Raw genomic sequence first — 25,981 nt, 5'->3', positions numbered from 1 at the left:
TAGTTGCGTACTACAAGCAATCTCTTTTTCATGTCACACCAACTGTTGGATGCGGCCCTCGTCACACCTCGCCCCGAGCGGGTGCGACGGGAACCCGGTTCAACGGGTGAACAGTCCGATGCACTCCACGTGATGGGTGGAGGGGAACGCCGCGAAGGCCCGGACGTCCGCCAACTCGAATCCGTGGTCCCGGTACAGCCCCACGTCACGACCGAAGGACGCGGGATCGCAGCCCACGTGGACGATCCGGCGCGGTCCCGCTGCGGCCACGGCGACCACCACGTCCTTGCCCGCCCCCGCTCGCGGCGGGTCGAGGACGACCACCTCGGGAGCCGGCAGATCGGGAATCACCCGCTCCACGCGCCCGTGACGGAAGGACACCTGGCCGAGGTCGGCGAGCGCCTCGATCCCGTCGTCCACGGCGGTCTTCGACGACTCGACCGACACCACCCGACCGGACGGACCGACCTGCTCTGCGAGCACGGCCGCGAAGACCCCCACTCCGCCGTACAGATCCCATGCCGTCGCACCCTCCGAGGTCTGCGCCCAGTCGGCCACCGCAGCCGAATAGGTCGACGCGGCACCGCGGTGGGCCTGCCAGAAACCGGTCGGCGCCAACCGCCACTCGCGTTCGCCGACCCGCTCGACCACACGTCCCGAGCCTTCGATCACCTTCTCCGGACGGCGCGCGTTCACCGCCGCCCGCCGCGACGCCGCGCCGCGCCGGCCCTGCCGTCGCGCACCACCCGAGAGGACCGGAGGTGCGATCTCCACCACGTGCCGCCGGCCGTCCGCGTCGAGTACGACCTGCAACTCCGCTCCCGGCTGCCACACACGATCGGTGAGGCCGACGTAGGCGTGCGGATCGATCTGCGGGCACGCCAGTTCCGGGACGACCTCGTTGCTGCGGTACCGGCGGTATCCCGGGTTCCCCACCACGTCCACCGCGAGCCGGACCCGGGTGCGCCACAGGGTGCCGTTGGACGCACCGCCCGGCACCTCCTCGACGGTCACCTCGCGGTCCACCCCACCGAGCCGGCGCAGCTGCTCGGCCACCACCGCGCCCGTGAAACGGCGTTGCGCCTCGACGGTCATGTGCGCGAGGTCGCAGCAACCCGCCCCTCCCGGACCGGAGATCGGGCAGACCCGATCGACGCGGTCCTCGGACGCCTCGAGCACGTCCTCCACGTCGGCGAAGCAGAACGACCCGCCCCGATCCTCGGTGACCCGAGCGAAGACACGCTCCCCCGGCAGTCCGTGCCGCACGAACACGACGCGCCCCTCGAACCGCGCGACACACGCACCACCGTGGGCGGGATTGCCGAGGATCACCTCGATCCTCCGGCCGGACCAATCCGTACGCGGGTGTGCCTGACGATTCACCGCGGTTCCTCCTCGTTGTCCAACTGTCGATCCTGCCCGTTGGGGGCGGCCCGCCCCACCGCACCGGCGTCCGCGGACGAGCGCAGCTGCCAGGGCACACTCGTCACCATCACTCCCGGCTGGAAGAGGAGCCGGCTCTTGAGCCGCAGGGCGCTCTGGTTGTGGAGCAGTTGCTCCCACCAGTGCCCCACCACGTACTCGGGGATGAAGACGGTCACGACGTCGCGGGGAGAATCGCGCCGCACCCGGCGGACGTAGTCGAGGACGGGCCGCGTGATCTCCCGGTAGGGCGACTCGACGACCTTCAACGGCACGGTGAGATCGCTCTTCTCCCATTCGAGTACGAGACGCCGGGTGCTCTCGTCGTCGACGTTCACGGTGATCGCCTCGAGGGTGTCGGGGCGGGTCGCCCGCGCGTAGGCGAGGGCGCGCATCGTGGGCAGGTGCAAGGTCGAGACGAGCACGATCGAATGGGTGCGGCTGGGCAGCACCCCGTCCCAGTCCGCCCTCTCGAGTTCGGCGGCGACCGTGTCGTAGTGGTGCCGGATCGCCTTCATGAGCCCGAACGCGACGACCATGGTCACCACTGCGATCCACGCCCCGGCGGCGAACTTGCCCGTCAGCACGACCAGCAGCACCACCGACGTGGAGACGCACCCGACGCCGTTGATCAGCCGCGACCGCGCCATGCGGCCCAGCGCCGACGGATCCGTCTCGGTGCTCAGTTCCCGCGTCCAGTGCCGCACCATGCCGGCCTGCCCCAGGCTGAACGCGACGAACACACCCACGATGTACAGCTGGATGAGCCGGGTGACCTCGGCCTCGAAGACCCACACGAAGACGACGGCGATCCCGGCGAGGAAGAGGATGCCGTTGCTGAAGGCGAGCCGGTCGCCGCGGGTGTGGAACTGGCGCGGCAGGTAACGGTTCTGCGCGAGAACCGAACCGAGCACCGGGAATCCGTTGAAGGCCGTGTTGGCGGCGAGCACGAGGATCACGGCGGTGACGATCGTGATCAGGACGAACGCGGCCGGCACCCCCTCGAAGACGGTGTGCGCCAGCTGGGAGAGCAGCGTCTTCTGCTCGTAACCCTCGGGTGCACCGCGCAGCTGGGTGTCGGGATGCTCGGCCACCACCACACCGAGCCGCTCGGCGAGGAAGACCACCCCGAGGAACAGCGTGACGGCGATGCCACCGAGCACCAGCAGGGTCGTCGCGGCGTTGCGTGCCTTCGGCTTCTTGAAGGCCGGCACCCCCGTGCTGATCGCCTCGACACCCGTCAGCGCCGCGCAACCGGACGAGAAGGCGCGCGCGAGTAGGAGGACGAAGGCGAGCGCGGTCAGATCCGTCTGCTCGGCGACGAGTTCGAAGTCCGCCGACTCCGCACGCAGGTCGTCGCCGAGGACGAAGATCCGGAACATCCCGGCCCCGAGCATCACCAGCATGCAGCCCACGAAGGTGTAGGTGAGCACGGCGAACGCCCGGCCGGCGCGCCGGAGTCCGCGCAGGTTCACCGCGGTGAGCAGCACGATCGCGACGACGACGAAGAGCACCTTGTGCCGGGCGACGAACGGGACGGCCGATCCGACCGTCGCCGCCGCGGACGACAGCGACACCGCGACCGTCAGGACGTAGTCGACGAGCAGCGCACTGCCGACGGTCAGCCCTGCCGTGGGCCCGAGATTCTTCGTGGCGACCTCGTAGTCGCCGCCGCCGGACGGGTAGGCGCGCACGGTCTGGCGGTAGCCGGCGACCACGATCACGAGCACGAAGGCGACAGCGAGTCCGATCCACGGCGAGAAGGCGTAGGCGGACAACCCCGCGACGGAGAGGACGAGGAAGATCTCCTCGGGTGCGTAGGCGACCGACGACAGCGCGTCGGAGGCGAAGACCGGCAGTGCGGTGCGCTTGGGCAGCAACTCGTGCCCGAGAGTGTCGCTGCGGAAGGGGCGACCCAGCACGAGCCGCTTCGCCGCGGTGGAAAGCTTGGACACGCGCAAAGCCTATGCGGTTCCGGCCCCGAAGTACCCCTCGGCCGGGTCACGACCTCTCGAAGATCGTCACGCGGTACCGTTCGGATCGGCGGTCCACAGCGGTCCGTCTCGGAAAGATCGACCGGAACGGAGTCCACTGGGGTGTACGTGGTGGTGATGGGGTGCGGTCGGGTCGGTTCGGCGGTGGCCACCGCACTCGTCCGGCTCGGCCACGAGGTCGCGGTCATCGACCGCGATGAGAGCGCGTTCGGACGACTCGGCCCGGACTTCCCCGGGCGCACCGTGCTCGGCATGGGCTTCGACCGCGACGTCCTGATCTCTGCCGGCATCGAACACGCCGACGCCTTCGCGGCGGTCTCGTCCGGCGACAACTCGAACATCATCTCGACGCGCGTGGCCCGCGAGACCTTCGGCGTCGAACGCGTCGTCGCGAGAATCTACGACGCCAAGCGGGCCGCCGCGTACGAGCGGCTCGGCATCCCCACCGTGGCGACTGTGCCGTGGACCACCGACCGTTTCCTGCATGCGCTCACGCACGACAGCGAGACCGCCCGCTGGCGCGATCCCACCGGATCCGTCGCCATCGCCGAGGTGAACGTGCACGAGGGGTGGGTCGGACGACGCATCACCGACCTCGAGGATGCCACGGGTTCGCGCGTCGCGTTCCTGATCCGGTTCGGCACCGGGTTGCTGCCCGACCGCAGGACGGTGCTGCAGGCCGACGACTCCGTCTATATCGCGGCCGTGTCCGGTTCGGTCTCGGAGGCGATCACACACGCCGAGAACCCGCCGGTCGACGAGAACTGACCCGTCCACCCGAGAGGAAGCCCACATGAAGGTGGCGATCGCCGGCGCCGGAGCGGTGGGGCGCTCGATAGCGCGGGAACTGCTGCGCAACGCCCACGAGGTGATGCTCATCGAGCGCAAACTCGACCACGTAGAACCCGAGTCCGTGCCGGACGCGACGTGGGTACACGCCGATGCCTGCGAACTCAGCTCGCTCGAATCCACCGGACTCGAGCAGTACGACGTCGTGATCGCGGCGACGGGCGACGACAAGGCCAACCTGGTCCTCAGCCTGCTCGCGACCACCGAGTTCGGTATTCCACGGGTCGTAGCCCGCGTCAACGATCCGCGCAACGAGTGGCTGTTCGACGAATCGTGGGGTGTGGACGTCGCGGTGTCCACACCGCGCATGCTCGCGGCGCTGGTCGAGGAAGCCGTCACCGTGGGCGATCTGGTGCGGCTGATGACGCTGCGCAAGGGCGCGAACCTGGTGGAGGTCACCCTGCGCGACACCACCGCCCTCGCCGGGAAACCGGTCCGGAAACTGGAACTGCCGCGCGATACGGCACTCGTGGCGATCCTGCGCGGCGGGCGGGTGATCGTCCCTCAGCCGGACGATCCGCTCGAGGGCGGGGACGAACTGCTGTTCGTCACGGCGGAGGACGTCGAGGATGATCTCCGGCAGGCGGTGAACCGCTAGTCGCGGAGCCGGTGCCGACCGGGGAGCCGAGGCTGCCCGTCGTGCGTGCCGTGCTCGTCGCGGGGCTTGTTCGACAGCCCGTCGTCCGTCGCCGGATCGTCGGCCGGCGCGTCACCGACCGTCTCCGAGGGCGCGGGTTCGACGATGCGGTCGGCACGCCGGACCGCCCAGAGGGTCACGAGCAGGGCAAGAGCAGTAAGCGGCCAGCCCATGCCGATCCGGGCCACCGCGAGCCAGCCGGTGCGGTCCTCGTCGTAGAGGTGGTTCTGCACGAGATAGCGACCGAGGAAGACCAGGGTCCACGCGAGGGTCGCGACGTCGTAGGCGCGCACCGCGGTGGTATGCGAACGCCACCGCGATCCCTGGCCGTTGAGCATCCCCCAGATCACGCCCACGAGCGGTCTGCGGACGAGCACGGACAACAGGAATGCGCCCCCGTAGACCAGGCTCGCGTAGATCCCGAAGAGGAAGTACCCCTTCGCGTCGCCGGTGCGATGAGCGATGAAGGCACACAGGGCGACTCCGAAGAAGCCCGAGACCGCGGGCTGGATGGGGGTGCGCTGGATCAGGCGCCACACGAGCACCGCGAGGGCGACGCCCAGCGCGGACCAGATGGCGACGGTGAGGCCCCACAGGCTGTTGACGGGGACGAACACCAGCACCGGCAGCGTCGAATAGACCAACCCGCTGATCCCACCGAGTTGTTCGAGCATCGTCTGCTGGTTGGTGTCGCTCACTCCTACGAGCCTGCCACATCCGGCACAGGGGTACGACCCTGCGTGCACCAGGGGCACCACTCCGCGCGCACAGAGGTCAGGCGGGCTCGCGCAGCTCGTAGTAGGGGTTGTAGATCACCTTGCGTCCGTCGCGTTCGCCGACACGACCGCGGACCATCAACGTACGCCCGGGCTCGATCCCCGGAATGCGCCGACGACCGATCCACACGAGCTGGATCGAGTCGGTCCCGTCGAAGAACTCCGCCTCGACGACGGCGGCAGCGGCACGCGAACACGACTCGACACTGCGAAGACGTCCGTACATGGTCACTTCCTGACCGCGGGCGCATTCGACGACGGGTAGGGCGCCCGTGGAGTGCGAGGATTCGGCCATCTGCTCGGCATCGAGTTCTTCGATGTCCTCGGTGAGCCGCCGTGTGAGCCGACGCAGGTAGCCGGCCGGGGAAGCCATAACACGCTCCTGTACGGAAGGGGCACGGATCTCGCGCCACCGGACTCTTCTTCGCCCGCCACTGTAGACCCATTCTCGCCGGATACAAGTTGCACGGTGCACACGCGCGTGCAGCCGTCGGTCGTCCTGCTGTGCGGGCAGGTGAGCGCGGTCTCCGGGGTTCGATGGTGCAGGATCGTCCGCATGTCCCACAGCGAATCCCCGGTCCCCCCGACCGCCGGCACCGCGGTCGTGCTTCCCGGTACGGGTTCGGACGCATGCTTCGCCGAGAAGGCGTTCGGCGCCGAACTCCGACGGCGGAGCATCATCCCGATCGCCGTCGATCCGGATCCGCGCGGTGTGGTGGCGAGCTATCTCACCGCGCTCGACGAGGCGGCCGAGAACGGGCCGATCCTCGTCGGAGGGGTGTCGATCGGTGCAGCCGTCGCGTTGAGGTGGGCATACGACAATCCGGACCGGGTCGTCGGCGTCCTCGCTGCCCTACCTGCATGGACCGGCGATCCGCGGGAGGCGCCGGCCGCCGCGAGCGCGCGGTGGACGGCCTCCGAACTGCGCGCCCACGGGCTCGATACGGTCACCGCTGCGATGACGGCGTCGAGTCCGCCCTGGCTCGCCCGGGAATTGACGCGTTCGTGGAGCGCCCAGTGGCCCGATCTCCCGTCCGCGCTGGACGAGGCCGCACACTACCGGGCACTCGACGTCGACGAACTGCGTGCCGTGACCGTGCCGGTCGGTATCGCCGCCGCGGTGGACGACGCGGTTCATCCGCTCGCAGTGGGGCGGCAATGGTCGCGGGAGATCCCTCACGCGGAACTCGCGACGGTGACACTCGAACAGGTCGGGGACGACCCCTCCGTGCTCGGGAGGTTGTGCCTCGCCGCGCTCGACAGGATCGTCCCCGTCCCGAACCGATGATCGGTACCGGCCTCAGAAGCCGAGTTGCTGCATCGCCGAACCGGATTCGCCGCGGCGCGGCGGCGTCTGCCGGGCGGGCGGGACCTGCTGCGTCTGCTGGGCGGGCTGTTCCGGCGGGGCCGTCCGCGGAGCGGGCTGCGCCGGAGCTGCGCCCTGTTGCTGCTGCGCGGCGGCCTGCTGTTGCTGCTGCGCGGCGGCCTGCTGTTGCTGCTCCTGCGCCGCGACGAGCTGGCGGGTGAGTGCCTCGGGCAACACGATCGGCAGCGGTGTACGAACCGGATGGGGTTCGGATCCGCGGCGGACGACGGTGCCGGAGATCACCGACCGTGCGATCCCGACGAGTTCGGAGTCGGCTCCGGCGTTCCCCGAGGGCGCCGCGACGACGCAGCGGATCATCCAGCGGAAGCCGTCGACACCGATGAACCGGAGATCCGCGTTCGCGGTCCTGCCGTGCAGTTCGCGACCCCACGGCCCCGATTCGATGCTGACCTCGGCCTTGTCGTTGCGCAGCGTCTCCGCGAGCTCGGCGGCGACCTCACGCCACTGTCCCGGCGACTTCGGTGCGGCGTACGCGGAGACCGTGATGCGCCCGAACTGGGTCACGAGATGGACGTTCTGCGGCGTCCCGTTCGGAGCCATCTCGACCTGGATCTGACCACCGGCCGGCAGCGGTACGAGCACGGATCCGAGGTCGAGACGGGAGGCGGTCACCGTCTCCTCGTCGACCTCGTCGATGTCGTACGGGCCGGAATCGGCCGCACTTCCGGTGGCGTACTCGTCGTACTCCTCGTCGGCGGGCTCGTCGTACGCGCCGAGGTCGCCGGCGGAAGCGGCGTCGGTCGCCTCGATGTTCGACCCGCGGTCCTTGCGGCGTCGTCCGAACATGTCAGGAACCCTCCTTCACGAGGCCGGCGTGCCCGCCGCTCGATCCGTATCCGCCGCTGCCCCGCGCCGTGTCGTCGAGCTCGTCCACTTCGACGAATTCGACGAGTTCGACACGCTGGACGAGCAGCTGCGCGATGCGGTCGCCTCGGCGGAGTTCGACGGCGCGCTCGGTGTCGTGGTTGATCAGACACACCTTGATCTCTCCACGGTAGCCCGCGTCGACCGTCCCGGGAGTGTTCACGACGGACAGACCGAACTTGGCGGCGAGGCCCGAACGCGGGTGGATCAGGCCGACCGTGCCCACGGGCAGCGCGACGGCGATGCCGGTGCCGACGAGCGCCCGCTCCCCCGGGCCGAGGGTCACGTCGACCGACGTGCACAGGTCCACACCGGCGTCACCGGGGTGGGCACGAGTGGGCACGGGGAGCTCCGGATCGAGCCGGCGCAGCGGTATCGGGGGAAGATCGGTCACGTCGTCCGAGACTACTCGCGTGCCGGGTCGCTCCGCCGAGGCGACTATCCTTACGGTGTGTCCCGTTCCTCGCGCACCTCACCGACTACACCTCCGACGGCCGACGCTCCGACCTTCTCGGAGCGGATGTGGGTGCCGTGGTGGTGGTGGTGGCCGATCGGGCTCGGTGTGGCCGCCCTGCTCGCGGCCGAGCTGCACATGGGTGCCCCGGGGATGTACGCGTGGCTTCCCTACGTCCTTCTGCTCCCGGTCCCGATCTGGGTCCTGACCTGGCTCTCACGCAGCCGGGTCGAGGTGGTCGACGGCGAACTCGTCGTCGGTCGCGCACATCTGCCCGTCGACGTGATCTCGCGGGGTGTGGTGGTTCCGGCGTCGGCCAAGAGCGCCGCGATGGGCCGCCAGCTCGATCCGGCGGCGTTCGTCCAGCACCGTCCCTGGGTGCGGACCATGGCGCTCGTCGTGCTCGACGACCCGGAGGATCCGACACCCTACTGGCTGGTGAGCACGCGGCGGCCTGCCGAACTGCTCGCGGCGCTGGGTTGCGACGAGTCGGGCCGCAAGGACGATCCGACCCGCAAGTAGGGCTGTTCGAACGGGCACCGGGTCCCCGGATACGACAGGGCCCGGATACGACACGGCCCCGGATGCCGGGAACAGCAGAGGCTGCCGCGGCGCCGGGGCACGCAGGAGGGAGACGCGGGTGACCACGGCGCACCGTCGTCACCCGGCCTCGTTTCGCACCTATGTCCTCACGCTGCCCTATGTCCTCACGCTGCGCAGTCCCGGCAGATCATGACACCGTTCTCCTCACTCGCGAGTCTGCTCCGGTGATGCACCAGGAAACAGCTCGAGCAGGTGAATTCGTCGGCCTGCTTCGGGACGACACGCACCGACAGCTCTTCGCCGGACAGATCCGCCCCGGGCAGCTCGAAGGACTCGGCGGTGTCCGATTCGTCGACGTCCACCACAGCGGACTGGGCCTCGTTGCGCCGGGCCTTCAGTTCCTCGAGTGAATCCTCCGACACATCGTCGCTGTCGGTCCGCCGGGGTGCGTCGTAGTCAGTCGCCATTTCCTCTTACCTTCTAGTACTCGTACCGGTAGCCGGCCGGGACACGGACGGTGCTCCCGGCCAGGGCAACGCACGGCCGTCCGTTGGAGTTCCCGACGGGTGTGCCATTGCTGTGGCATACCCGAATTGACTCTGTTTTCGCGCCGCACCGCCCATTCTTGGACGGTTCGGCCGCCGAACAATAGCCGACCTCACGCACGAATATGCAATCGATGCGTGGAAACGCCGGGAATTGTCTGGCAATCGTCATCAACAACACAACGACTCGTGACATTTCCTCGGGTCGGCGGTTCCACCGACCACGTCCGCGACCTCTACAGTGAGTGCGACGAACACGGCATGACACGAGAGGCAGGGCCGCGTGGTTTCCCTGATCACCGAAGGAAGCGCAACCGATGACCGCGGCCGCCCGTTCCGTCGGCGCCGGGTGGTCCCGGCCGCCGTGGCGGGTGCCGTCCTCGCCGCAGGCACGATCGTCGTGTGGTCCTCCGTGTTCACCTCGTCCGAGCCCGTCACGACCACCGTGGCGTGCAACGCTCCCCCGACCGAGGCCACCGACCCCGAAGGCCCGCAACCGGCTCCGCTCGGCGAGGTCGTGGACCGGTCGACGCTGCTCGAGGTCGAACCCGCTCCCCTGACGGCCACCCGGGTGCGCGTCTACAACGCCAACGGCGAACGCGGCCAGGCCACGCACGTGGCCGCTCAGCTGAGCGATTACGGTTTCTCGAGTCCGCCCGACGTGCAGGCCGGCAACGATCCGGTCTACGTCGACCAGAACATGCAGTGCCAGGGGCAGATCCGCTTCGGCGAGGCCGGGCGCGCTGCTGCGTCCTCGGTGTGGTTGCTCGCCCCGTGCGCCGAGTTGGTGCAGGACACACGCGAGGACGACACCGTCGACCTCGCGCTGGGAACCTACTTCCGGGACATCTCCCCCGGGGCGGATGCCGAAGAGGTCCTGCGGGCACTACGCGAGGTCCCGGCAGGCGAGGAGGCGGCTCCGCTCGACCTCGATCTACTCACGGCCGCACGCAATGCCCGGTGCTGAATCTCTTTTCACAGACCGTGCATCCTGTTTTTCGTCACTGTTGCGGTAAAAGGTGACGAACCACAATTCATGATGTGACGAAACGGTCAATTCGGAATTGCGTCGAGCGCTCCGATTTCGGCGAGCAGAGTTTCGAAATCGGCCGCGATCCCCGGCGCGGCCGCGACCGTGAGTTCCCCGTCGTCCCCGGTGCCGCTCGGGACACGCACCACCGCACCGGCTTCCGCAGCGACGAGCGCCCCCGCCGCCCAGTCCCAGGGACCGAGTCCGTGTTCGTAGTGGGCGTCGACCCTGCCGGCCGCGACCATGCACAGGTCCAGGGCGGCCGCTCCGACACGCCGGATGTCGCGCACCCTCGGTAGCAGCGCTGCCACCAGCTCACCCTGACGTGCGCGTCGTGCCGGCGAGTACGAGAAGCCGGTCGCCACGAGCGCCAGTCGCGGATCCGTCACGGGATTGCATCGCAACGGCACCCGCGTGCCGTCGACGTCCAGATGGGCACCGAGACCCTCTGCCGCCGAGAACGTCTCCCCCGAGGCGATGTCGACGACGGCACCGGCCACCGAGCGTCCGTCGACCCGCGCGGCCACCGAGACCGCCGAGGCGGGGAGTCCGTAGACGAAGTTGACGGTGCCGTCGATGGGATCGACCACCCAGACGACTCCGCTCGCGGCAGTCGCCGTCCCGCCGTCGGCCCCGGTCTCCTCGCCGAGGAAGGCGTCGCCCGGCCGCAGTTCCGTGAGCCGACGCCGGATGAGTTCCTCACTCTCGGTGTCGGCGGCGGTGACGGGATCGGTCACCGTCGATTTCGTCCCCACACTGGCGGCCTCCCCCGAGCCCGGAGGACCGAACAGCTCGACCCGGCGTACACGGACGTAGGACGCGGCCTCACGGGCGACGGTCACCGCCACATCCCTCAGCGCGGACAACTCGGATTCGGGGATTGTTCTCTGTGCGTGCACGAACCGATCCGAACACAGTGCCGACGGTTTCGCCACCGACCCCGCACCCGGTGACACCGGGCACTATCGTTTCCACGAGCGGAGCAGCCGGCCCCACCCAGCGAGAGGAAGTACGCAATGGCACAGGACGTCCCCACGGACCGAGCGACTCCCGTCAACCACGGATTCGGAGTCGACATCGGGGGAAGTGGCGTCAAGGGTGCCGTGGTGGATCTCGACACGGGCCGCTTGGTCGGCGACCGCATCAAGATCCTCACTCCGCAACCGTCCACTCCCGAGGCCGTGGCGAAGACGGTGGCGCAGATCGTCGAACAAGCCGGCTGGACGGGTCCCGTCGGCGTGACCCTGCCGAGCGTGGTCACCGGAGGTGTCGCCCGCACCGCCGCCAACATCGACAAGTCGTGGATCGGGACCGACGCCGGATCCCTCTTCTCGCGGGTGCTCGGCGGCCGGGACGTCTCGGTGCTCAACGACGCGGACGCCGCGGGAATCGCCGAAGACCGCTTCGGTGCCGCCAAGGACACCGACGGCGTGGTGATCCTCCTGACCTTCGGCACCGGGATCGGTTCGGCCGTGCTGCACAACGGTGTACTGCTGCCCAACACCGAGTTCGGGCACATGGAGGTCGACGGCAAGGAGGCCGAGCACCGCGCCGCCTCGTCGGTCAAGGAGCGCAACGACCTGTCGTACAAGCAGTGGGCCAAGGAGGTCTCGCGCGTCCTCGCCCGCTTCGAGGATCTGCTCTGGCCCGACCTGTTCATCGCGGGCGGCGGCATCAGCCGCAAGCACGAGAAGTGGATCCCGCTCCTGACCAACCGCACCCCGGTGGTCCCCGCCGAACTGCGCAACGCGGCGGGAATCGTAGGGGCTGCTTATGCTGCGAAAACAGGTGTCACTCCCTGAGTCCGGCGCATCGGCCGCCCGAGGGATCGTTACAATGGTCCCCAGCAGGCCGGAACCGGCCCTCATCCCGACAGACCTCTCCGCCGGAATCACTCTGGCGCGACGCCGCACTACCTCGTCACGAAAGGGCGTACGTGGCAGCCACCGACATCCACACCGCTGATTCCGCCAACGAATCGGCACCCGTTGCGGACGCTTCGAGCGTCGCAGGCGCTGCGGACTCCGCGGAGGGCACCGCTCCCGGTGCCAAGCCGCCGGCGAAGAAGACCGCTGCGAAGAAGGCCCCCGCGAAGAAGGCGGCCGCCAGGAAGGCTCCTGCGAAGAAGGCAGCCGCCAAGAAGACCACCGCGAAGAAGGCAGCAAAGAAGGCCACGAAGGCTGCGGGTTCGGGCGACGAGGACTTCGACGCCACCGAGGAAGCGGACCTCGCAGACCTCGAGGTCTCGGAGGGTGATCTCGCCGGCGCCGAGGATGTGGTGGTCGAGGACGACGAGCCCAGCGAGAAGGACAAGGCCTCGGGCGACTTCGTCTGGGACGAGGAGGAGTCCGAGGCGCTGCGTCAGGCACGCAAGGACGCCGAGCTCACCGCCTCGGCCGACTCCGTGCGCGCCTACCTCAAGCAGATCGGCAAGGTCGCCCTCCTCAACGCCGAGGAGGAAGTCGAGCTCGCCAAGCGCATCGAGGCCGGTCTGTACGCGACCCACATGCTGCAGCAGCTGGCGGCGAAGGGCGAGAAGCTCCCCGTTGCGCAGCGCCGCGATCTGAACTGGATCTGCCGCGACGGCAACCGGGCCAAGAACCACCTGCTCGAGGCGAACCTCCGTCTCGTCGTCTCGCTCGCCAAGCGCTACACCGGCCGCGGCATGGCGTTCCTGGACCTGATCCAGGAAGGCAACCTCGGTCTGATCCGCGCGGTCGAGAAGTTCGACTACACCAAGGGTTACAAGTTCTCCACCTACGCGACCTGGTGGATCCGTCAGGCCATCACCCGTGCCATGGCCGACCAGGCCCGCACCATCCGTATCCCGGTGCACATGGTCGAGGTCATCAACAAGCTCGGTCGTATCCAGCGCGAGTTGCTCCAGGATCTGGGCCGCGAGCCCACGCCCGAGGAGCTCGCCAAGGAAATGGACATCACGCCGGAGAAGGTGCTGGAGATCCAGCAGTACGCGCGTGAGCCCATCTCCCTCGACCAGACGATCGGCGACGAGGGCGACAGCCAGCTCGGCGACTTCATCGAGGACTCCGAGGCCGTCGTGGCCGTCGACGCCGTCTCCTTCACCCTGCTGCAGGATCAGCTGCAGTCGGTGCTCGAGACCCTGTCCGAGCGTGAAGCGGGCGTCGTGCGTCTGCGCTTCGGCCTCACCGACGGCCAGCCGCGTACCCTCGACGAGATCGGTCAGGTCTACGGCGTGACGCGCGAGCGCATCCGTCAGATCGAGTCGAAGACCATGTCGAAGCTGCGCCACCCGTCGCGGTCGCAGGTGCTCCGCGACTACCTCGACTGACATCCGTCACGAAGAACGAGGGCCATCCGATCGGGTGGCCCTCGTTCTTCGTTCCGTACCCCGAGGTCAGCAGAAGAAGGCCGCTGGAGAAGGGGCCGTTAGAGAAGCTCCGGTTCGTCTCCGGGAAGGCGCTGTCGCTCGTCACCTCCGGGGAGTCGTGTGGATGCGAACCGCATCACCGGTTCGACGACCCGCGCGGCCACCGGACCGAGCACGGCGGTGATCATCACGTATGCCGAAGCGATCGCCGCGAGGCGACTGTCGACGTGTCCGGAGGCGACGGCCAGCCCGGCGATCACGATGGAGAACTCTCCCCGGGCGATGAGTGCCGCGCCGGCGCGCGCCCGGCCCATCACGGCGATACCGTGACGGGCCGCCGCGATCCATCCGGTGACGAGCTTCGTCAGCGCGGTCAGCACGGCCAGCAGGATCGCCCAGCCGAGCACCGGCGGTATCGCCGTCGGATCGGTGTTCAGCCCGAAGAAGACGAAGAAGATGGCGGCGAACAGGTCGCGGAGCGGTTCGAGGACCCGGACCGCGTTGTGTGCCGTCGAACCGGAGATGGCGATGCCCAGCAGGAAGGCGCCCACGGCCGCGGACACCTGCAGGGCCGACGCGATCCCCGCCACCAGCAGCGCTGCGCCGAGCAGCTTGAGCAACAGCGTTTCCCGATCGGGGCTGTCGAGCACGACCGAGACGTAGCGCCCGTATCGCACCACCAGCACCAACACCACGGTGACGAGACCGAGTGAGATCGCGACGGCTTCGAGGCCGCCGAGCAGACTCACGCCCGCCAGGATCGCAGTGAGGATCGGGAGGTAGACGGCCATCGCGAGATCCTCGAAGACGAGGATCGACAGGACGACCGGTGTCTCGCGGTTGCCGAGGCGCCCCAGATCGGCGAGGACCTTCGCCACGATCCCGGACGACGAGATGTAGGTGACACCCGCAAGCACGAAGGCGCCGATGGGTCCGAGACCCAGGATCAGCGCGATGGCGGCTCCCGGCACCGCGTTCAGGGCGAGGTCGAGCAGGCCTGCTATCCGGGAGCGTCGCAGGCCGCTGATCAACTCGTTCGCGGTGTACTCGAGACCGAGCAGCAACAGCAGCAGGACCACGCCGATCTCGCTGGCGATGTGACTGAACGCCCCGATATCGCCGAGCTGGATGAAGCCACCATTGCCGAAGCACAGGCCGCCGATCAGATAGAACGGGATCGGCGACATGCCGATCCGCGCCGCGAGCCGTCCGAGGACGCCGAGTCCGAAGAACACCGCACCCAGTTCGATGAGTGCGAGTGTCGTCGTGTCCATTCTTCGGGATCAGCCGTTGCGCAGGATCCTGGCGGCCGCGTCGAGACCGTCGGCCGTTCCGACCGTCACCAGGATGTCCCCACCCGTGAGAACGAAGTCGGGTGTCGGGGACGGCATGACCTGACCGGCACGCATCACGGCCACGACGGACACACCGGTGCGGGTGCGCAACGCGGTGTCGCCCAGTACCGCTCCGTCGAACCGTGAATCCTCGTGGATGTGGAGCTGGCGGGTGAGGATTCCGGGCAGGTCGCGGTGGTCCTCACGCAACTGGGCGACGAGCTGTGGGGCACCGAGCAGATTGCTGAGCGTCGCCGCCTCCTCGACGGTGAGAGGCAGGGAGGCCGCACACGCGTCGGGGTCGCCCGCCTTCGAGATGATGAGGTCGCTGTGACCGTCCCGATGGGTGATCACCCCGATGCGGCGCCCGGAGGCCAGTTCGAAGTCCTTGCGTACACCGATCCCGGGAAGCGGCGTCACGTCGACGATCATGGTCGAAAGACTAGTCCTCCGGACCGACGGCATCCGCTCGCTCCCGGTCGAGGGGCGGGAACCGACCGTCCGGTCCCGGCAGGTAGGGCGTCACCTCCACAACGACGTCGACGGGCAGGGGCCCGTAGAGGTGCGGAAAGCGCATCGACTCCGGGTCCTCCGGTACGCCGGGTTCGAAACGGAGCGGGTCGACGAGGCGCGTCGGGTCGACGCGCAGCAGGAGCAGGTCCGTGCGGCCTGCGTACAACCGGTCGGCGGGCAGGTGCACCTGGTGCGGGGTCGACAGGTGGACGAAACCCTGGGTCCCGAGGGAGTCCGGCACGACCGCCCCGAGGGGTCGGAAGTGGTCCCAGTCGTCGCGGGAGATGATGTGCAGCAGGGTCTCGGTCATGGCGTCATTGTGCGTCGGACAGCCCGTCCGGGGCGTTTCCGGCTCCCTCGGGCTCTGCGCTGTGAGCGAACACACCGTGCGGAAAACGGCCATGTCGAAGCATTTTCGCTGTTCGATGCGTGAAACACGCCACCATTGGGCATCCAGGGGAACAACACGTGAATACGAATCGTCTGTCAGAGTAGATCCACCGCGCCGGCCGGTGCGGCGGACCAGACCCCGGCACCCGATATGAGCGGTGGCCAGTTTGGAGGAGTCATGCCCGGTACGTTGACCAGCCCGAAATTGACCGCTGCAGATCGCTGCGATCGGTGCAATGCCGCCGCTCGTGTCCGCGCCGTCCTTCCTACCGGCGGAGAACTGTTGTTCTGCGGGCACCACGCGAACGAGCACACCGACCGCCTCCGTGAACTCGGAGCGACGATCGTGAGCGAGTCCGACGCCACCGTGTGATCCGCCGTCCGGAACCACGGTTCCGAGACCCGACCGAACGGGCGACCACCTCGAGGTGGTCGCCCGTTCTCGTCGTCACCAACTGCGCAGGATCGCGATCCGGTCGCGCAGTTGCTCGGCGGTCGCCATCGCCGTCGGCGGACCACCGCACTGGCGACGCAGTTCGCCGTGGATCACCCCGTGCGGCTTCCTGGTCCGGTGGTGCACGACCGCGACGAGCGAGTTGAGTTCGCGACGGAGCTGGGCGAGGGTGTCGGCGGTCTCGACACGCTCGGTCACCTGGGGCGGCGGCGTGGGTGCCGGTTCGGCCTTCGGCTTGTTCAGCTGCTGTTCCTGACGCTGACGCAGCAGCGCCCGCATCTGTTCCGCGTCGAGCAGGCCCGGGAGCCCCAGATAATCGGCCTCCTCGTCGGAACCCGCGAATGTCGCGGTGCCGAAAGAGGATCCGTCGTAGATGACCTGATCGAGTTCGGCGTCCGCCCCGAGCGAGTGGTAGGCCTTCTCGTCCTCGCCGGGCTCGTCCTTGCGCCGGTTCGCGTCGGCGAGCAGCTCGTCGTCGAAGCCCTCCTTGACCCGGTGCGGCTTGCCGAGCACGTGGTCGCGCTGGGCCTCGAGCTGGCTGGCGAGCTCGAGCAGCACCGGCACGGACGGCAGGAAGACACTGGCCGTCTCCCCCTTGCGGCGCGACCGCACGAAGCGGCCGATGGCCTGCGCGAAGAACAACGGGGTCGAGGCGCTGGTCGCGTACACACCCACCGCCAGTCGCGGGACGTCGACGCCCTCGGACACCATGCGCACGGCGACCATCCACCTCTGGTTGCCCTCGCTGAACTGCGAGATGCGGTCGGAGGCGGTGGGATCGTCCGAGAGCACCACGGTCGGCATCTCGCCGGTGATCGACTCGAGGATCTTCGCGTACGCACGCGCGGTGGTCTGGTCGGTGGCGATGACGAGCCCACCGGCGTCCGGCATGCCGCCGGCACGCAGCTGCTGCAGACGGGTGTTCGCCGCCCCCAGCACCGCAGGAATCCAGTCGCCTTGGGGATCGAGGGCCGTCCGCCACGCCCGGGCCGTCTGCTCGGCGCTGAGAGGCTCTCCCAGTCGCGCGGTGAACTCCTCCCCCGCACTCGTGCGCCAGCGCGCCTCGCCCGAGTACGCGAGGAATACGACGGGGCGCACGACGCCGTCGGCGAGTGCGTCGGCGTAGCCGTAGGCGTGGTCGGCCTTGGACTGCAGCAGACCGTCCTCGTTCGGTTCGTAGCTCACGAACGGGATCGCACTGTCGTCGCTGCGGAAGGGCGTACCGGTCAGTGCCAGACGGCGGGTCGCGTCCCCGAACGCCTCGAGAATGCCCTCACCCCAGCTCTTCGCGTCGCCACCGTGGTGGATCTCGTCGAGGATCACCAGGGTGCGACGCGCCTCCGTGCGCACACGGTGCTTGAACGGGTGCGAGGCGATCTGCGCGTAGGTGACCACGACGCCCTGGTAGTCGCTCGATGTCTGCCCGGTGGAATTCGTGAAGTTCGAGTCGAGCGCGATGCCGATGCGGGCCGCGGCACCCGCCCACTGGTGCTTGAGGTGCTCCGTGGGGGCGACCACCGTGATCTGGTCGACCGTCCGGTCGCGCAGCAGCTCCGACGCCACCCGGAGGGCGAAGGTCGTCTTACCGGCGCCGGGGGTCGCGACGGCGAGGAAGTCGCGCGGCTTCGTCGCGAGGTACTTGGTGAGGGCGCGGCGCTGCCAGGCACGTAGCTGGGCCACAGGGGCGGAGGTCGTAGCTTGTCCGACGGTTTCGGTGCTCACCGGTTTCTCGTGCTCCTTGTCCGCTTCGCTCGGGTCGGTGCCACTGCACTCGTCCGGGCGCCGACCGTCATGCAGCCTATCGTCTCGGAGCCCGCGAACCCGCCGAAGCCGCGGCGTCGGCGGGTTCTCCGAGGACTGCGTGGCAGAATTCGAGAGGCCCTCACCTGCCTGTGCGCGCACGCGAGCGTGTCTTCAGGAATTCTGGAAGTAGATGAACGACACACCACGATCCCCCGCACAGGCACCCTCCGGCCGCGTTCGCCGCGCGGTCGGAAAGGGCTGGAAGGTCGTGACGCACACCCTGTCGTCGGCCTGGGACCACTCGATCTTCAGCAAGGCGGCGACCGCGGCCTTCTGGCAGACCCTCTCACTGCCGCCCCTGTTGCTCGGTCTGCTCGGCAGTCTCGGTTACGTCGGTGGCTGGTTCGGTCCCGACACGGTGGAGATCATCACGTCGAAGACCGTCACCTTCCTCCGCTCGGTCTTCAGCGACAGCGTGGTCGACCAGATCATCGAACCCACGGTCGAGGACGTCCTCCGTCGGGGTCGCGCCGACGTGATGTCGTTGGGCTTCGTGTTGTCGCTGTGGGCAGGATCGTCGGCGATCTCGACGTTCGTGGATTCGATCGTCGAAGCGCACCACCAGCAGGACCATCGCCACCCGGTGTGGCAGCGGATCTTCGGGCTGCTCCTCTACGTGATCTTCCTGATCCTGGCGGTGTTCACGATGCCGCTCGTCGCGCTCGGACCCACTCTGATCGGCCGGTTGCTGCCCGACGCCTGGTTCGATGTCGGCTCACGGATCATCGACACCTTCTACTTCCCCGCGGTGGGTCTGCTCCTACTGATCGGTCTGACGACCCTGTACAAGGTGGCGCTGCCGAAGTCACTGCCGTGGCACCGACTGCTCGGTGGCGCGGTGCTGGCCGGGGTGTTCTTCCTCGCGTCGAGCGTGATCCTGCGGTGGTACCTGACGTGGGTCGCGGCCACGGGTTACACCTACGGTGCGCTCGCCGCCCCGATCGCGTTCCTGTTGTTCACGTTCTTCTTGGGGTTCGCCGTGGTCCTCGGAGCGGAGTTCAACGCCACGGTGCAACAGTTCTGGCCGGCGCGCGCCACGCGTCTGGAGCAGTGGCGGATCTGGCTCGCGGAGCAGTCGGCCCGTGATCCGTCGCCCGACAGCGGACCGGTGACGAACCTCACCCGCCGGTTGACGAGCTCCACGACCATCCGGCTGTCGGACCTGATCCGGCCCGGGGATCGCCAACCCGAGTCGTGGCCGATCGACGGGAAACCCGTCGAGTCGGATGCGGCGCCGGACGATCGGCCTGCCCCCCACGACGACACTGCCCCCCACGACGACACTGCTCCCCACGACGACACTTCCTCGCACGACGACACTTCCTCGCACGACGACAAGGCCGGGGGATCCGAAGTTCCCCCGGCCCAGACCGAACTGTTGACGGTGGAGGCAGTATCACCGTCTTCGCCGGCCGCAAGACCGTCGCCGGAATCACCCGACGCCGCGGCGGACGACGAGGTATTCCACCAGGTGTCTCAGTCGCCCTTGCGCAAACCGTCGTAGACTTTCTTGCATTCGGGGCACACCGGCGAGCCGGGCTTCGGCGACCGGGTCACCGGAAAGACCTCACCGCACAGCGCGACCACATGGGTACCCATGACCGCACTCTCGGCGATCTTGTTCTTCTTCACGTAGTGGAAGAACTTCGGGGTGTCGTCGTCGGTCGTTTCGTCGGTGGTGGTATCCGGCCGTTCCTTGATATCCGTGCTCACGTGTCCATGATGCCGCACGGAAGGGCCGGATGTGTATGTGCGTGCGACGGCCCGGCGTGGGAAGGTGGAAGACATGGCGAGAACTCACGGTTTCGGCGGATCCCCCGAGAACGGATCGCCCGACAACCCGGTTCTGATCACCGCGGCGGAGGCGTCGCTCGAGGATCAGCACCGAGCACGGGTTCGCAAGTACCTCACCATCATGTCGGTCCGCATCCCAGCCCTGCTGCTGGCGGCGATCGCGTACGGCGTATGGGCCAATCCCTGGATCTCGATGGCGATCATCGGGGTGTCGATCCCGCTGCCGTGGATCGCCGTCCTCATCGCCAACGACCGGCCGCCGCGCCGCAAGGACGAACCGAGCCGCTGGGACGGCCGCTTCGACGATGCCCCGGCGATCGAGTCGTCCCGCCACCATGTGATCGACGGCTGACAGGGACCCCGGACGGGACGCTTGCGAGAATGTCGTGGTGGACCGCGACCTTCTCCTGTCTCTCTGCCCGGCTCTGCGCACCGCATTGATCCGGTGCCGCTACGACCTCGACACCGTCCGGGAACTGCTCGGCCCCGAGGCGCACGCCGCCCTCGGGCGTAGCGAACCCGTCCCTGCTCGGCGCATCGCGCGCGGTGCGGGCGATCTCGGCGTGCTCGTGCGGCTGTTCCTCCTCCAGGACACCTGCCCCGAGGATGAGGTCGCGCAGGCTCTCGCTCCGGTGACGACGGAGCAGGCCGTGCAGGCGGGACTCGTCGAACGCGACGGCGACGGCGTGCGGGCCGCTCTCGACCTGCGGCCCCTCGACGCCGGGACCGGCAGCCGCTGGGTGCTGTCCGATCTCGACGGCTCGATCCGGCCCGTCCCGACCCGCCCCGATCACGTCCTCGGCGTCGGTCAGGCCTCCCTGTCGCTGCTGCAGGCCACCCCGACCGATCGGGTCGGTTCGGTGCTCGATCTCGGCACCGGTTGCGGGGTGCAGGCGATCCGCGCCGCGGACCACGCGGACGAGGTCACCGCGACCGACATCAACCCCCGCTGCCTGACCCTGGCCGCCGCGAGCGCCGCGTTGAACGAGATCGACATCGATCTTCTCGAGGGGTCGTGGTTCGAGCCGGTCGCCGGCCGGACCTTCGACCGCATCGTCGCGAATCCACCGTTCGTGGTGAGCGCCGGACGTGTCGAGCACAGCTACCGCGATTCCGGTCTCGACCTCGACGGCGCCAGCCGGCTCATGATCTCGCAGGTCGCCGAACACCTGAATCCCGGCGGCACCGCCGCGATGCTCGCGTCCTGGGTGCACGTCGAGGGCGAGGACTGGCGGACCCGCGTCGCATCGTGGCTGCCGTCACACGGCGTCGACGCCTGGATCGTGCAGCGCGATGTCGCCGATCCGGCCCTCTACGTCGGGACGTGGCTGCGAGACGGTGACGCCGATCAACGCGAGCCGGAGGTCGCGGTGCGCGCCGAGCAGTGGCTCGACCACTTCGAGGAGCAGGGCGTCGAGGGCGTCGGGTTCGGGTTCGTCTACCTGCGCCGCACCGACCTGCCGTCCGATGTGATGGCCGAGGACCTGCGGCACGCGTTCACCGACGCGCTGGGCGACGAGGCGATCGACTACTTCCGGCGGCTCGACTGGCTGCGTACACACGAGGTGCTCGACGCCCGTTTCGCGGTGCGGCCCGACACGGCCCTCGAGCGGGTGCACCTGCCCGGCGAGGACGGATGGAACCAGGTGGTCGTGCGGGTGCATCGGGGTGGCGGTCCGGCCTGGCAGCACGAGGTGGACGACCTCGCGGCCGCCCTGCTCGGCGGCATGCGCGCTGACGGTCTTCCGCTCGGGGATCTCGTGTCGCTGCTCGCGGCCGCGCACGGCGAGGACGAGGACGACCTCCTCACGCAATCGGTGGGCCTCGTGCACGGCTTGGTGCGGCACGGGCTGATCGAGCCCGTCTGACCCCCTCCGGGGCGTTCCTGAGGTTCCACGATTCGGTTCTCTCAGCAACTTCTCAGGAGCTCATCGGGTTAGTGCAGGTCAGCGCGGTGGTACTCCGAGACCGACGGGAACTCCACCGCTTCGCCGGTCGTTGAACCCTGTGAGACACCACCGATGAGGAGGCACGTCATGGCACGCCCCGAAACCACCGCTCGCTTCGATTCCGACCTGGACGGTCAGAGCCCCGCAGCCGATCTCGTTCGCGTCTACCTGAACGGCATCGGACGGACCGCTCTGCTCACCGCAGCCGACGAGGTGGAATTGGCCAAGCGGATCGAGGCCGGCCTGTATGCCAAGCACCTGCTCGAGACGAAGAAGCGTCTGTCGGCGGCGAAGAAGCGCGACCTCGCGATCATCGTCCGCGAAGGACAGGCCGCTCGCAGCCACCTGCTCGAGGCGAACCTGCGCCTCGTCGTCTCGCTGGCGAAGCGTTACACCGGACGCGGTATGCCCCTGCTGGACCTCATCCAGGAGGGCAACCTCGGCCTGATCCGCGCGATGGAGAAGTTCGACTACGCGAAGGGCTTCAAGTTCTCGACCTACGCGACGTGGTGGATCCGTCAGGCCATCACCCGCGGAATGGCCGACCAGAGCCGCACGATCCGGCTCCCCGTCCACCTCGTCGAACAGGTCAACAAGCTCGCCCGCATCAAGCGTGAGCTGCACCAGCAGCTCGGCCGCGAGGCGACCGACGAGGAACTCGCCAACGAGTCGGGTATCCCCGTCGAGAAGATCGCCGACCTGCTCGACCACAGCCGCGACCCGGTGAGCCTCGACATGCCCGTCGGCAACGACGAGGAGGCCCCGCTGGGCGACTTCATCGAGGACGCCGAGGCGACGTCCGCCGAGACCGCCGTCATCGCCGGACTCCTGCACAGCGACGTCCGCAGCGTCCTCGCGACGCTCGACGAGCGCGAACAGCAGGTCATCCGGCTGCGCTACGGCCTCGACGACGGCCAGCCCCGCACCCTCGATCAGATCGGCAAGCTCTTCGGGCTGTCCCGTGAGCGTGTCCGGCAGATCGAACGCGAAGTGATGGTCAAGCTCCGCGAAGGAGACCGCGCCGAGCGCCTTCGCGCCTACGCCAGCTGACCGGGCGCGTCAGCGGTATCCGATCCCCGAGAACCGGGCTGGGTTCTCGGGGATCGTTGCCGTTCGGGTGCCTTCTCCGGCAGGTGTTCGGCCGCCGGACTGCCGTCAGCGCAGACGGCGCGGTCCGAGGTCGAGCGGGTGCGGTTCGGGCCCGATCCGCACGTGCGCGTCGGTGAGTTCGGCTCCCACCACCGAGGCCAGGACCGGTTCGCACACCAGTTCGCGCACCTCGGGCAGGTCGTCGGCGAGCGCCGAGATCCTCTGGACGAAGTCGACGAGTGCCGGCTTGTTCACCGGTGCGGCATTGCGATAGCCCGAGAGCAACGGCGCCGCCTTCGGCGCGTCGATCAACTCGACCGCCTCGTCCTCCGTGAGCGGAAGAACCCGGTAGGCGCGGTCGCCGAGCAGGTCGGAGATCACACCGGCGAGACCGAACGAGATGAGCGAACCGAACGACGGGTCGTCCTGCACACGGATCGCGCAACCGATGCCCTTGTGGGCCATCCGCTGCACGTGCATCAACGGCTCCCCCGACACCGCGGCCAGGTCGCAATAGGCTATCCGTACCGAATCGGCGTCGACGAGATCGAGCCGGACCCCGGTCAGATCGGGCCGGTGCCGCCACTGCGCACCGGTGGCCTTGACCGCCACGGGGAAGCCGATCTCGTCCGCCGCCGCGACTGCCTCCTCCTCGGTGGTGACGGCGCGGAAGTCCGCGACCTCGACTCCGTAGCAGGACAGCAGCAGGGCCGCCTCGGTATCCGACAGGTAGCGACCCTCGGGAGTCGTCTCGAGCCAGCCGTCCACGAGCGCACGGGCGCGCTCGGGATCGATGCCCGCCGGTCGCACGACCTGCGAGGGCGGACGACTGCGCCATTTCGCGTACCGCCACGCCCGCCCCAGGGCGAGCGCCGCTCGTTCCGGACCGGGATAGGACGGCACGGATCCGCGGGTCGGGTTGCCGTCCGGTCCGCGCACGGCCAGGACGTCGGGGATACCCTCGGTCGCCAGGAAGGTCGTGACCACCGGCTTCTCCGACCCGGCGACGGCGTCGCGCAGGGCCTGCGCGTAGGGCTGGACGTCGACGGCGACCGGCGGGACGAAGACCGCGATCACCGAGTCGACATCGGGTGAGTCGAGCGCCCGGGCGACGGCTTCGGCGAATTCCTCGGGCGACGCCTGCGCGCCGAGATCCACCGCGTCCGGTGCCTGCAGACCCTGGCCGCGGGCGGCGTCGACGGCGAGCAGACCCAGGGCGGTGGAGTTGCCGACCACGGCGACGCGGGGACCCGCGGGCAGCGGCTGGTAACCGAACAGCAGGGCCGAGTCGAAGAGCTGGCCGATGGACTCGACCTGGACGACACCGGCCTGCTCGAACAGGTATCGCACGATGGTGTCGTCCATCTCCCCCGTCCGGGCGGCGAGCGCCGGCGGCACCGCGTGGCGGCCGCTCTTGACGGCGACGATCGGTTTGCTGCGCGCCACCCGCCGCGCGATGCGCGAGAACTTGCGCGGGTTGCCGAAACTCTCCAGATACAGCAGCACCACTTCGGTGGCAGGATCGGTGTCCCAGTATTGCAGCAGGTCGTTGCCGGACAGGTCGGCGCGGTTGCCGGCCGAGACGAAGGACGACAGTCCGACACCCGTCTTGGCGGCCTCGTCGAGGATCGCGATGCCGAGGGCGCCGGACTGGCAGAAGAAACCGACGTTGCCGGACGCCGGGAGCACGGGCGCGAGGGTCGCGTTGAGTCGGATGGCGGGATCGTTGTTGGCGACACCGAGAGCATTCGGCCCGATGAGTCGCATACCGTGCGACCGCGCGGCCAGCGTGAGCCGCCGCTCGGCGTCGCGACCCTCCGGTCCGGTCTCGCCGAAACCGGACGAGACGACGAGCAGGGCCTTGACGCCCTTCGCGAGACAGTCGTCGAGCACCGAGTCGATCGATTCGGCGGGGACGGCGGCGACCGCGAGATCGATCTCATCGGGGATGTCGCGGACGGTCGGGTAGGCGCGGACACCTCGGACGGACCGGTGTTCGGCGTTGACCGGGTAGACCGGCCCGGTGAACCCGCTGCGCAGCATGTTCACCAGGACGGCGTTGCCCACCTTGCGGCTGTCGGTGGAGGCACCGATGACGGCGACACTGCCGGGACCGAGGATGTTGCGCACGCTGCGCGCCTCGGCGGCGCGTTCGCGGGCGTTGCGGACCGAGACGAGGGCTTCGGTGGGGTCGATCGCGAACTCGAGCCGGACGACTCCCCCTTCGAAGCTGCGGCTGACCTGGTAGCCGGCTTCCCGGAAGACCGTGATCATGTGCCGGTTCTCGGCGAGGACCTCGGCGACGAAGGTGTGCAGTCCGTTCTCGGCGGCCGCGCCGGCGAGATGTTCGAGCAGGATCGGACCGAGACCGCGTCCCTGGTGAGCGTCGGCGACGGTGAAGGCCACCTCGGCGGAGAGACCGTCGCCCTCGTGCGAGAGTCCCTCGTACCGCCCGACGGCGATGATCTCGTCGCCGAGCACCGCGACGAACGCCACCCGGGACTTGTGGTCGACGACCGTGAAGTTGAACAGGTCCTTCTTCGAGATCGTCGGGTACGGACCGAAGTACCGCAGATAGCGGGTGCGTTCGGACAGTTTGCTGTGAAAGGCGACGATCGCGTCAGCGTCCTCGGGGACGATCGGCCGCAGGTGTACGACGCCGCCGTCCGAGGCCAGCACGTCGGCGACCCAGTGCCGCGGATAGTCGCGGGCGCGCGCCAGCGCCGCCTCGCGCGCGGGGTCGGTCTCCCCTGTCGTCCCGGCACCCTGCGCGGGGGCCGCGCCCGTCGCAGACGCGGAGTCCGG

26 protein-coding genes are annotated in these 25,981 nt (G+C 68.8%); 12 read left to right on the top strand and 14 right to left on the bottom strand.

Features of this window, described 5'->3' with window-relative positions:
* Positions 1–99: 99 nt before the first annotated feature.
* Positions 100–1,383 (bottom strand): class I SAM-dependent RNA methyltransferase, encoded by a 1,284-nt coding sequence (locus KXC42_RS10145; RefSeq protein ID WP_217579860.1) that lies wholly within the window; start codon positions 1,381–1,383, stop codon positions 100–102.
* Positions 1,380–3,377, bottom strand: coding sequence for an APC family permease (locus tag KXC42_RS10140; protein WP_006551355.1), 1,998 nt, complete (start codon positions 3,375–3,377; stop codon positions 1,380–1,382). The genes KXC42_RS10145 and KXC42_RS10140 overlap by 4 nt, the downstream gene beginning before the upstream one ends.
* Before the next feature lie 141 nt (positions 3,378–3,518).
* On the opposite strand from KXC42_RS10140, the gene KXC42_RS10135 reads away from it, so the two are divergent.
* Both KXC42_RS10135 and KXC42_RS10130 read left to right on the top strand, forming a co-directional pair.
* Positions 3,519–4,184, top strand: coding sequence for a TrkA family potassium uptake protein (locus KXC42_RS10135; RefSeq protein WP_219130266.1), 666 nt, complete (start codon positions 3,519–3,521; stop codon positions 4,182–4,184).
* 25 nt (positions 4,185–4,209) lie between these two features.
* Positions 4,210–4,863 (top strand): TrkA family potassium uptake protein, encoded by a 654-nt coding sequence (locus KXC42_RS10130; protein ID WP_033096558.1) that lies wholly within the window; start codon positions 4,210–4,212, stop codon positions 4,861–4,863.
* On the opposite strand, the gene KXC42_RS10125 is transcribed toward KXC42_RS10130, so the two are convergent.
* Positions 4,860–5,600, bottom strand: a complete 741-nt coding sequence (locus KXC42_RS10125; RefSeq protein ID WP_094980547.1) for a DUF3159 domain-containing protein — start codon at positions 5,598–5,600, stop codon at positions 4,860–4,862. The genes KXC42_RS10130 and KXC42_RS10125 overlap by 4 nt on opposite strands.
* 76 nt (positions 5,601–5,676) lie before the next feature.
* Positions 5,677–6,051, bottom strand: coding sequence for an OB-fold nucleic acid binding domain-containing protein (locus tag KXC42_RS10120; protein ID WP_006551351.1), 375 nt, complete (start codon positions 6,049–6,051; stop codon positions 5,677–5,679).
* Positions 6,052–6,234: 183 nt separating this feature from the next.
* Between KXC42_RS10120 and KXC42_RS10115 the strand changes: the two genes are divergently transcribed.
* Complete coding sequence (locus KXC42_RS10115) at positions 6,235–6,966, top strand: alpha/beta fold hydrolase (RefSeq protein ID WP_063714178.1); 732 nt, start codon at positions 6,235–6,237, stop codon at positions 6,964–6,966.
* A gap of 12 nt (positions 6,967–6,978) precedes the next feature.
* On the opposite strand, the gene KXC42_RS10110 is transcribed toward KXC42_RS10115, so the two are convergent.
* Both KXC42_RS10110 and dut read right to left on the bottom strand, forming a co-directional pair.
* Positions 6,979–7,851: a DUF3710 domain-containing protein gene (locus tag KXC42_RS10110; protein ID WP_039587058.1), complete on the bottom strand. Its 873-nt coding sequence runs from the start codon at positions 7,849–7,851 to the stop codon at positions 6,979–6,981.
* Position 7,852: 1 nt separating this feature from the next.
* Positions 7,853–8,323: a dUTP diphosphatase gene (dut, locus tag KXC42_RS10105; RefSeq protein WP_006551348.1), complete on the bottom strand. Its 471-nt coding sequence runs from the start codon at positions 8,321–8,323 to the stop codon at positions 7,853–7,855.
* A gap of 126 nt (positions 8,324–8,449) precedes the next feature.
* On the opposite strand from dut, the gene KXC42_RS10100 reads away from it, so the two are divergent.
* Positions 8,450–8,905 (top strand): DUF3093 domain-containing protein, encoded by a 456-nt coding sequence (locus KXC42_RS10100; protein WP_219130463.1) that lies wholly within the window; start codon positions 8,450–8,452, stop codon positions 8,903–8,905.
* Between the two features lie 185 nt (positions 8,906–9,090).
* On the opposite strand, the gene KXC42_RS10095 is transcribed toward KXC42_RS10100, so the two are convergent.
* A complete protein-coding gene (locus KXC42_RS10095) occupies positions 9,091–9,393 on the bottom strand; it encodes a DUF4193 domain-containing protein (protein WP_006551346.1) in 303 nt (100 codons plus the stop codon).
* Between the two features lie 361 nt (positions 9,394–9,754).
* Here KXC42_RS10095 and cei point away from each other — a divergent pair, with 361 nt between their 5' ends.
* Positions 9,755–10,438, top strand: a complete 684-nt coding sequence (cei, locus tag KXC42_RS10090) for an envelope integrity protein Cei (protein ID WP_219130265.1) — start codon at positions 9,755–9,757, stop codon at positions 10,436–10,438.
* Positions 10,439–10,524: 86 nt separating this feature from the next.
* On the opposite strand, the gene KXC42_RS10085 is transcribed toward cei, so the two are convergent.
* Positions 10,525–11,418: an inositol monophosphatase family protein gene (locus tag KXC42_RS10085; RefSeq protein WP_051121554.1), complete on the bottom strand. Its 894-nt coding sequence runs from the start codon at positions 11,416–11,418 to the stop codon at positions 10,525–10,527.
* 99 nt (positions 11,419–11,517) lie between these two features.
* Here KXC42_RS10085 and ppgK point away from each other — a divergent pair, with 99 nt between their 5' ends.
* Positions 11,518–12,303 (top strand): polyphosphate--glucose phosphotransferase, encoded by a 786-nt coding sequence (gene ppgK / locus KXC42_RS10080; protein WP_024100721.1) that lies wholly within the window; start codon positions 11,518–11,520, stop codon positions 12,301–12,303.
* Between the two features lie 134 nt (positions 12,304–12,437).
* Positions 12,438–13,811, top strand: a complete 1,374-nt coding sequence (locus KXC42_RS10075; protein WP_019289209.1) for an RNA polymerase sigma factor — start codon at positions 12,438–12,440, stop codon at positions 13,809–13,811.
* A 98-nt stretch (positions 13,812–13,909) separates the two neighbouring features.
* Here the strand turns inward: KXC42_RS10075 and KXC42_RS10070 are convergent, their stop codons facing one another.
* Genes KXC42_RS10070 through KXC42_RS10060 form a run of 3 tightly spaced genes read right to left on the bottom strand, consistent with a single transcriptional unit; the run spans position 13,910 to position 16,007 of the window.
* Positions 13,910–15,124 carry a cation:proton antiporter gene (locus KXC42_RS10070; RefSeq protein WP_219130264.1) on the bottom strand — a complete coding sequence of 405 codons (1,215 nt, stop codon included), beginning with the start codon at positions 15,122–15,124 and terminating at the stop codon, positions 13,910–13,912.
* A 9-nt stretch (positions 15,125–15,133) separates the two neighbouring features.
* The gene (locus tag KXC42_RS10065; protein ID WP_006551340.1) at positions 15,134–15,616 is read right to left on the bottom strand and encodes a cation:proton antiporter regulatory subunit; all 483 of its coding nucleotides are present in this window, start codon (positions 15,614–15,616) and stop codon (positions 15,134–15,136) included.
* A 10-nt stretch (positions 15,617–15,626) separates the two neighbouring features.
* Positions 15,627–16,007, bottom strand: a complete 381-nt coding sequence (locus KXC42_RS10060; RefSeq protein ID WP_006551339.1) for a DUF952 domain-containing protein — start codon at positions 16,005–16,007, stop codon at positions 15,627–15,629.
* Between the two features lie 258 nt (positions 16,008–16,265).
* Here KXC42_RS10060 and KXC42_RS10055 point away from each other — a divergent pair, with 258 nt between their 5' ends.
* Positions 16,266–16,460 carry a hypothetical protein gene (locus tag KXC42_RS10055; RefSeq protein ID WP_006551338.1) on the top strand — a complete coding sequence of 65 codons (195 nt, stop codon included), beginning with the start codon at positions 16,266–16,268 and terminating at the stop codon, positions 16,458–16,460.
* A gap of 75 nt (positions 16,461–16,535) precedes the next feature.
* On the opposite strand, the gene KXC42_RS10050 is transcribed toward KXC42_RS10055, so the two are convergent.
* Positions 16,536–18,263, bottom strand: coding sequence for a DEAD/DEAH box helicase (locus KXC42_RS10050; protein ID WP_024100707.1), 1,728 nt, complete (start codon positions 18,261–18,263; stop codon positions 16,536–16,538).
* 211 nt (positions 18,264–18,474) lie between these two features.
* Between KXC42_RS10050 and KXC42_RS10045 the strand changes: the two genes are divergently transcribed.
* Positions 18,475–19,848, top strand: coding sequence for a YihY/virulence factor BrkB family protein (locus tag KXC42_RS10045; RefSeq protein WP_219130263.1), 1,374 nt, complete (start codon positions 18,475–18,477; stop codon positions 19,846–19,848).
* On the opposite strand, the gene KXC42_RS10040 is transcribed toward KXC42_RS10045, so the two are convergent.
* Positions 19,821–20,057 (bottom strand): DUF3039 domain-containing protein, encoded by a 237-nt coding sequence (locus KXC42_RS10040; protein WP_006551335.1) that lies wholly within the window; start codon positions 20,055–20,057, stop codon positions 19,821–19,823. The two genes, KXC42_RS10045 and KXC42_RS10040, sit on opposite strands and share 28 nt — an antisense overlap.
* 73 nt (positions 20,058–20,130) lie before the next feature.
* On the opposite strand from KXC42_RS10040, the gene KXC42_RS10035 reads away from it, so the two are divergent.
* The 3 genes from KXC42_RS10035 (at position 20,131) to KXC42_RS10025 (ending at position 23,137) form a co-directional block, all read left to right on the top strand.
* Entirely contained in the window at positions 20,131–20,490 is a 360-nt protein-coding gene (locus KXC42_RS10035) for a DUF3099 domain-containing protein (RefSeq protein WP_006551334.1), read from the top strand.
* 37 nt (positions 20,491–20,527) lie between these two features.
* On the top strand, positions 20,528–22,006 hold the full coding sequence (locus KXC42_RS10030; protein WP_039587047.1) for a methyltransferase: 1,479 nt from the start codon (positions 20,528–20,530) through the stop codon (positions 22,004–22,006).
* Between the two features lie 168 nt (positions 22,007–22,174).
* Complete coding sequence (locus KXC42_RS10025) at positions 22,175–23,137, top strand: sigma-70 family RNA polymerase sigma factor (protein WP_006551332.1); 963 nt, start codon at positions 22,175–22,177, stop codon at positions 23,135–23,137.
* Positions 23,138–23,242: 105 nt separating this feature from the next.
* Here the strand turns inward: KXC42_RS10025 and KXC42_RS10020 are convergent, their stop codons facing one another.
* On the bottom strand, positions 23,243–25,897 hold the full coding sequence (locus KXC42_RS10020; RefSeq protein ID WP_051424908.1) for a bifunctional GNAT family N-acetyltransferase/acetate--CoA ligase family protein: 2,655 nt from the start codon (positions 25,895–25,897) through the stop codon (positions 23,243–23,245).
* Positions 25,898–25,981: the final 84 nt, after the last annotated feature.

Source organism: Rhodococcus sp. LW-XY12 (assembly GCF_019317345.1).
GTDB classification, from domain to species: Bacteria; Actinomycetota; Actinomycetes; order Mycobacteriales; family Mycobacteriaceae; genus Rhodococcus; species Rhodococcus pyridinivorans.
This window is presented reverse-complemented; position numbering and strand designations above follow the sequence as displayed.

Excerpts from the sequence above, each read along its gene's own strand:
- KXC42_RS10055 (WP_006551338.1), top strand. The coding sequence starts at position 16,266 with ATGCCCGGTACGTTGACCAGCCCGAAATTGACCGCTGCAGATCGCTGC.
- KXC42_RS10065 (WP_006551340.1), bottom strand. The coding sequence starts at position 15,616 with ATGATCGTCGACGTGACGCCGCTTCCCGGGATCGGTGTACGCAAGGAC.
- KXC42_RS10100 (WP_219130463.1), top strand. The coding sequence starts at position 8,450 with ATGTGGGTGCCGTGGTGGTGGTGGTGGCCGATCGGGCTCGGTGTGGCC.
- KXC42_RS10110 (WP_039587058.1), bottom strand. The coding sequence starts at position 7,851 with ATGTTCGGACGACGCCGCAAGGACCGCGGGTCGAACATCGAGGCGACC.
- KXC42_RS10095 (WP_006551346.1), bottom strand. The coding sequence starts at position 9,393 with ATGGCGACTGACTACGACGCACCCCGGCGGACCGACAGCGACGATGTG.
- KXC42_RS10035 (WP_006551334.1), top strand. The coding sequence starts at position 20,131 with ATGGCGAGAACTCACGGTTTCGGCGGATCCCCCGAGAACGGATCGCCC.
- ppgK (WP_024100721.1), top strand. The coding sequence starts at position 11,518 with ATGGCACAGGACGTCCCCACGGACCGAGCGACTCCCGTCAACCACGGA.
- KXC42_RS10120 (WP_006551351.1), bottom strand. The coding sequence starts at position 6,051 with ATGGCTTCCCCGGCCGGCTACCTGCGTCGGCTCACACGGCGGCTCACC.
- KXC42_RS10070 (WP_219130264.1), bottom strand. The coding sequence starts at position 15,124 with ATGGACACGACGACACTCGCACTCATCGAACTGGGTGCGGTGTTCTTC.
- KXC42_RS10115 (WP_063714178.1), top strand. The coding sequence starts at position 6,235 with ATGTCCCACAGCGAATCCCCGGTCCCCCCGACCGCCGGCACCGCGGTC.
- KXC42_RS10025 (WP_006551332.1), top strand. The coding sequence starts at position 22,175 with ATGGCACGCCCCGAAACCACCGCTCGCTTCGATTCCGACCTGGACGGT.
- KXC42_RS10045 (WP_219130263.1), top strand. The coding sequence starts at position 18,475 with ATGAACGACACACCACGATCCCCCGCACAGGCACCCTCCGGCCGCGTT.
- KXC42_RS10060 (WP_006551339.1), bottom strand. The coding sequence starts at position 16,007 with ATGACCGAGACCCTGCTGCACATCATCTCCCGCGACGACTGGGACCAC.
- KXC42_RS10130 (WP_033096558.1), top strand. The coding sequence starts at position 4,210 with ATGAAGGTGGCGATCGCCGGCGCCGGAGCGGTGGGGCGCTCGATAGCG.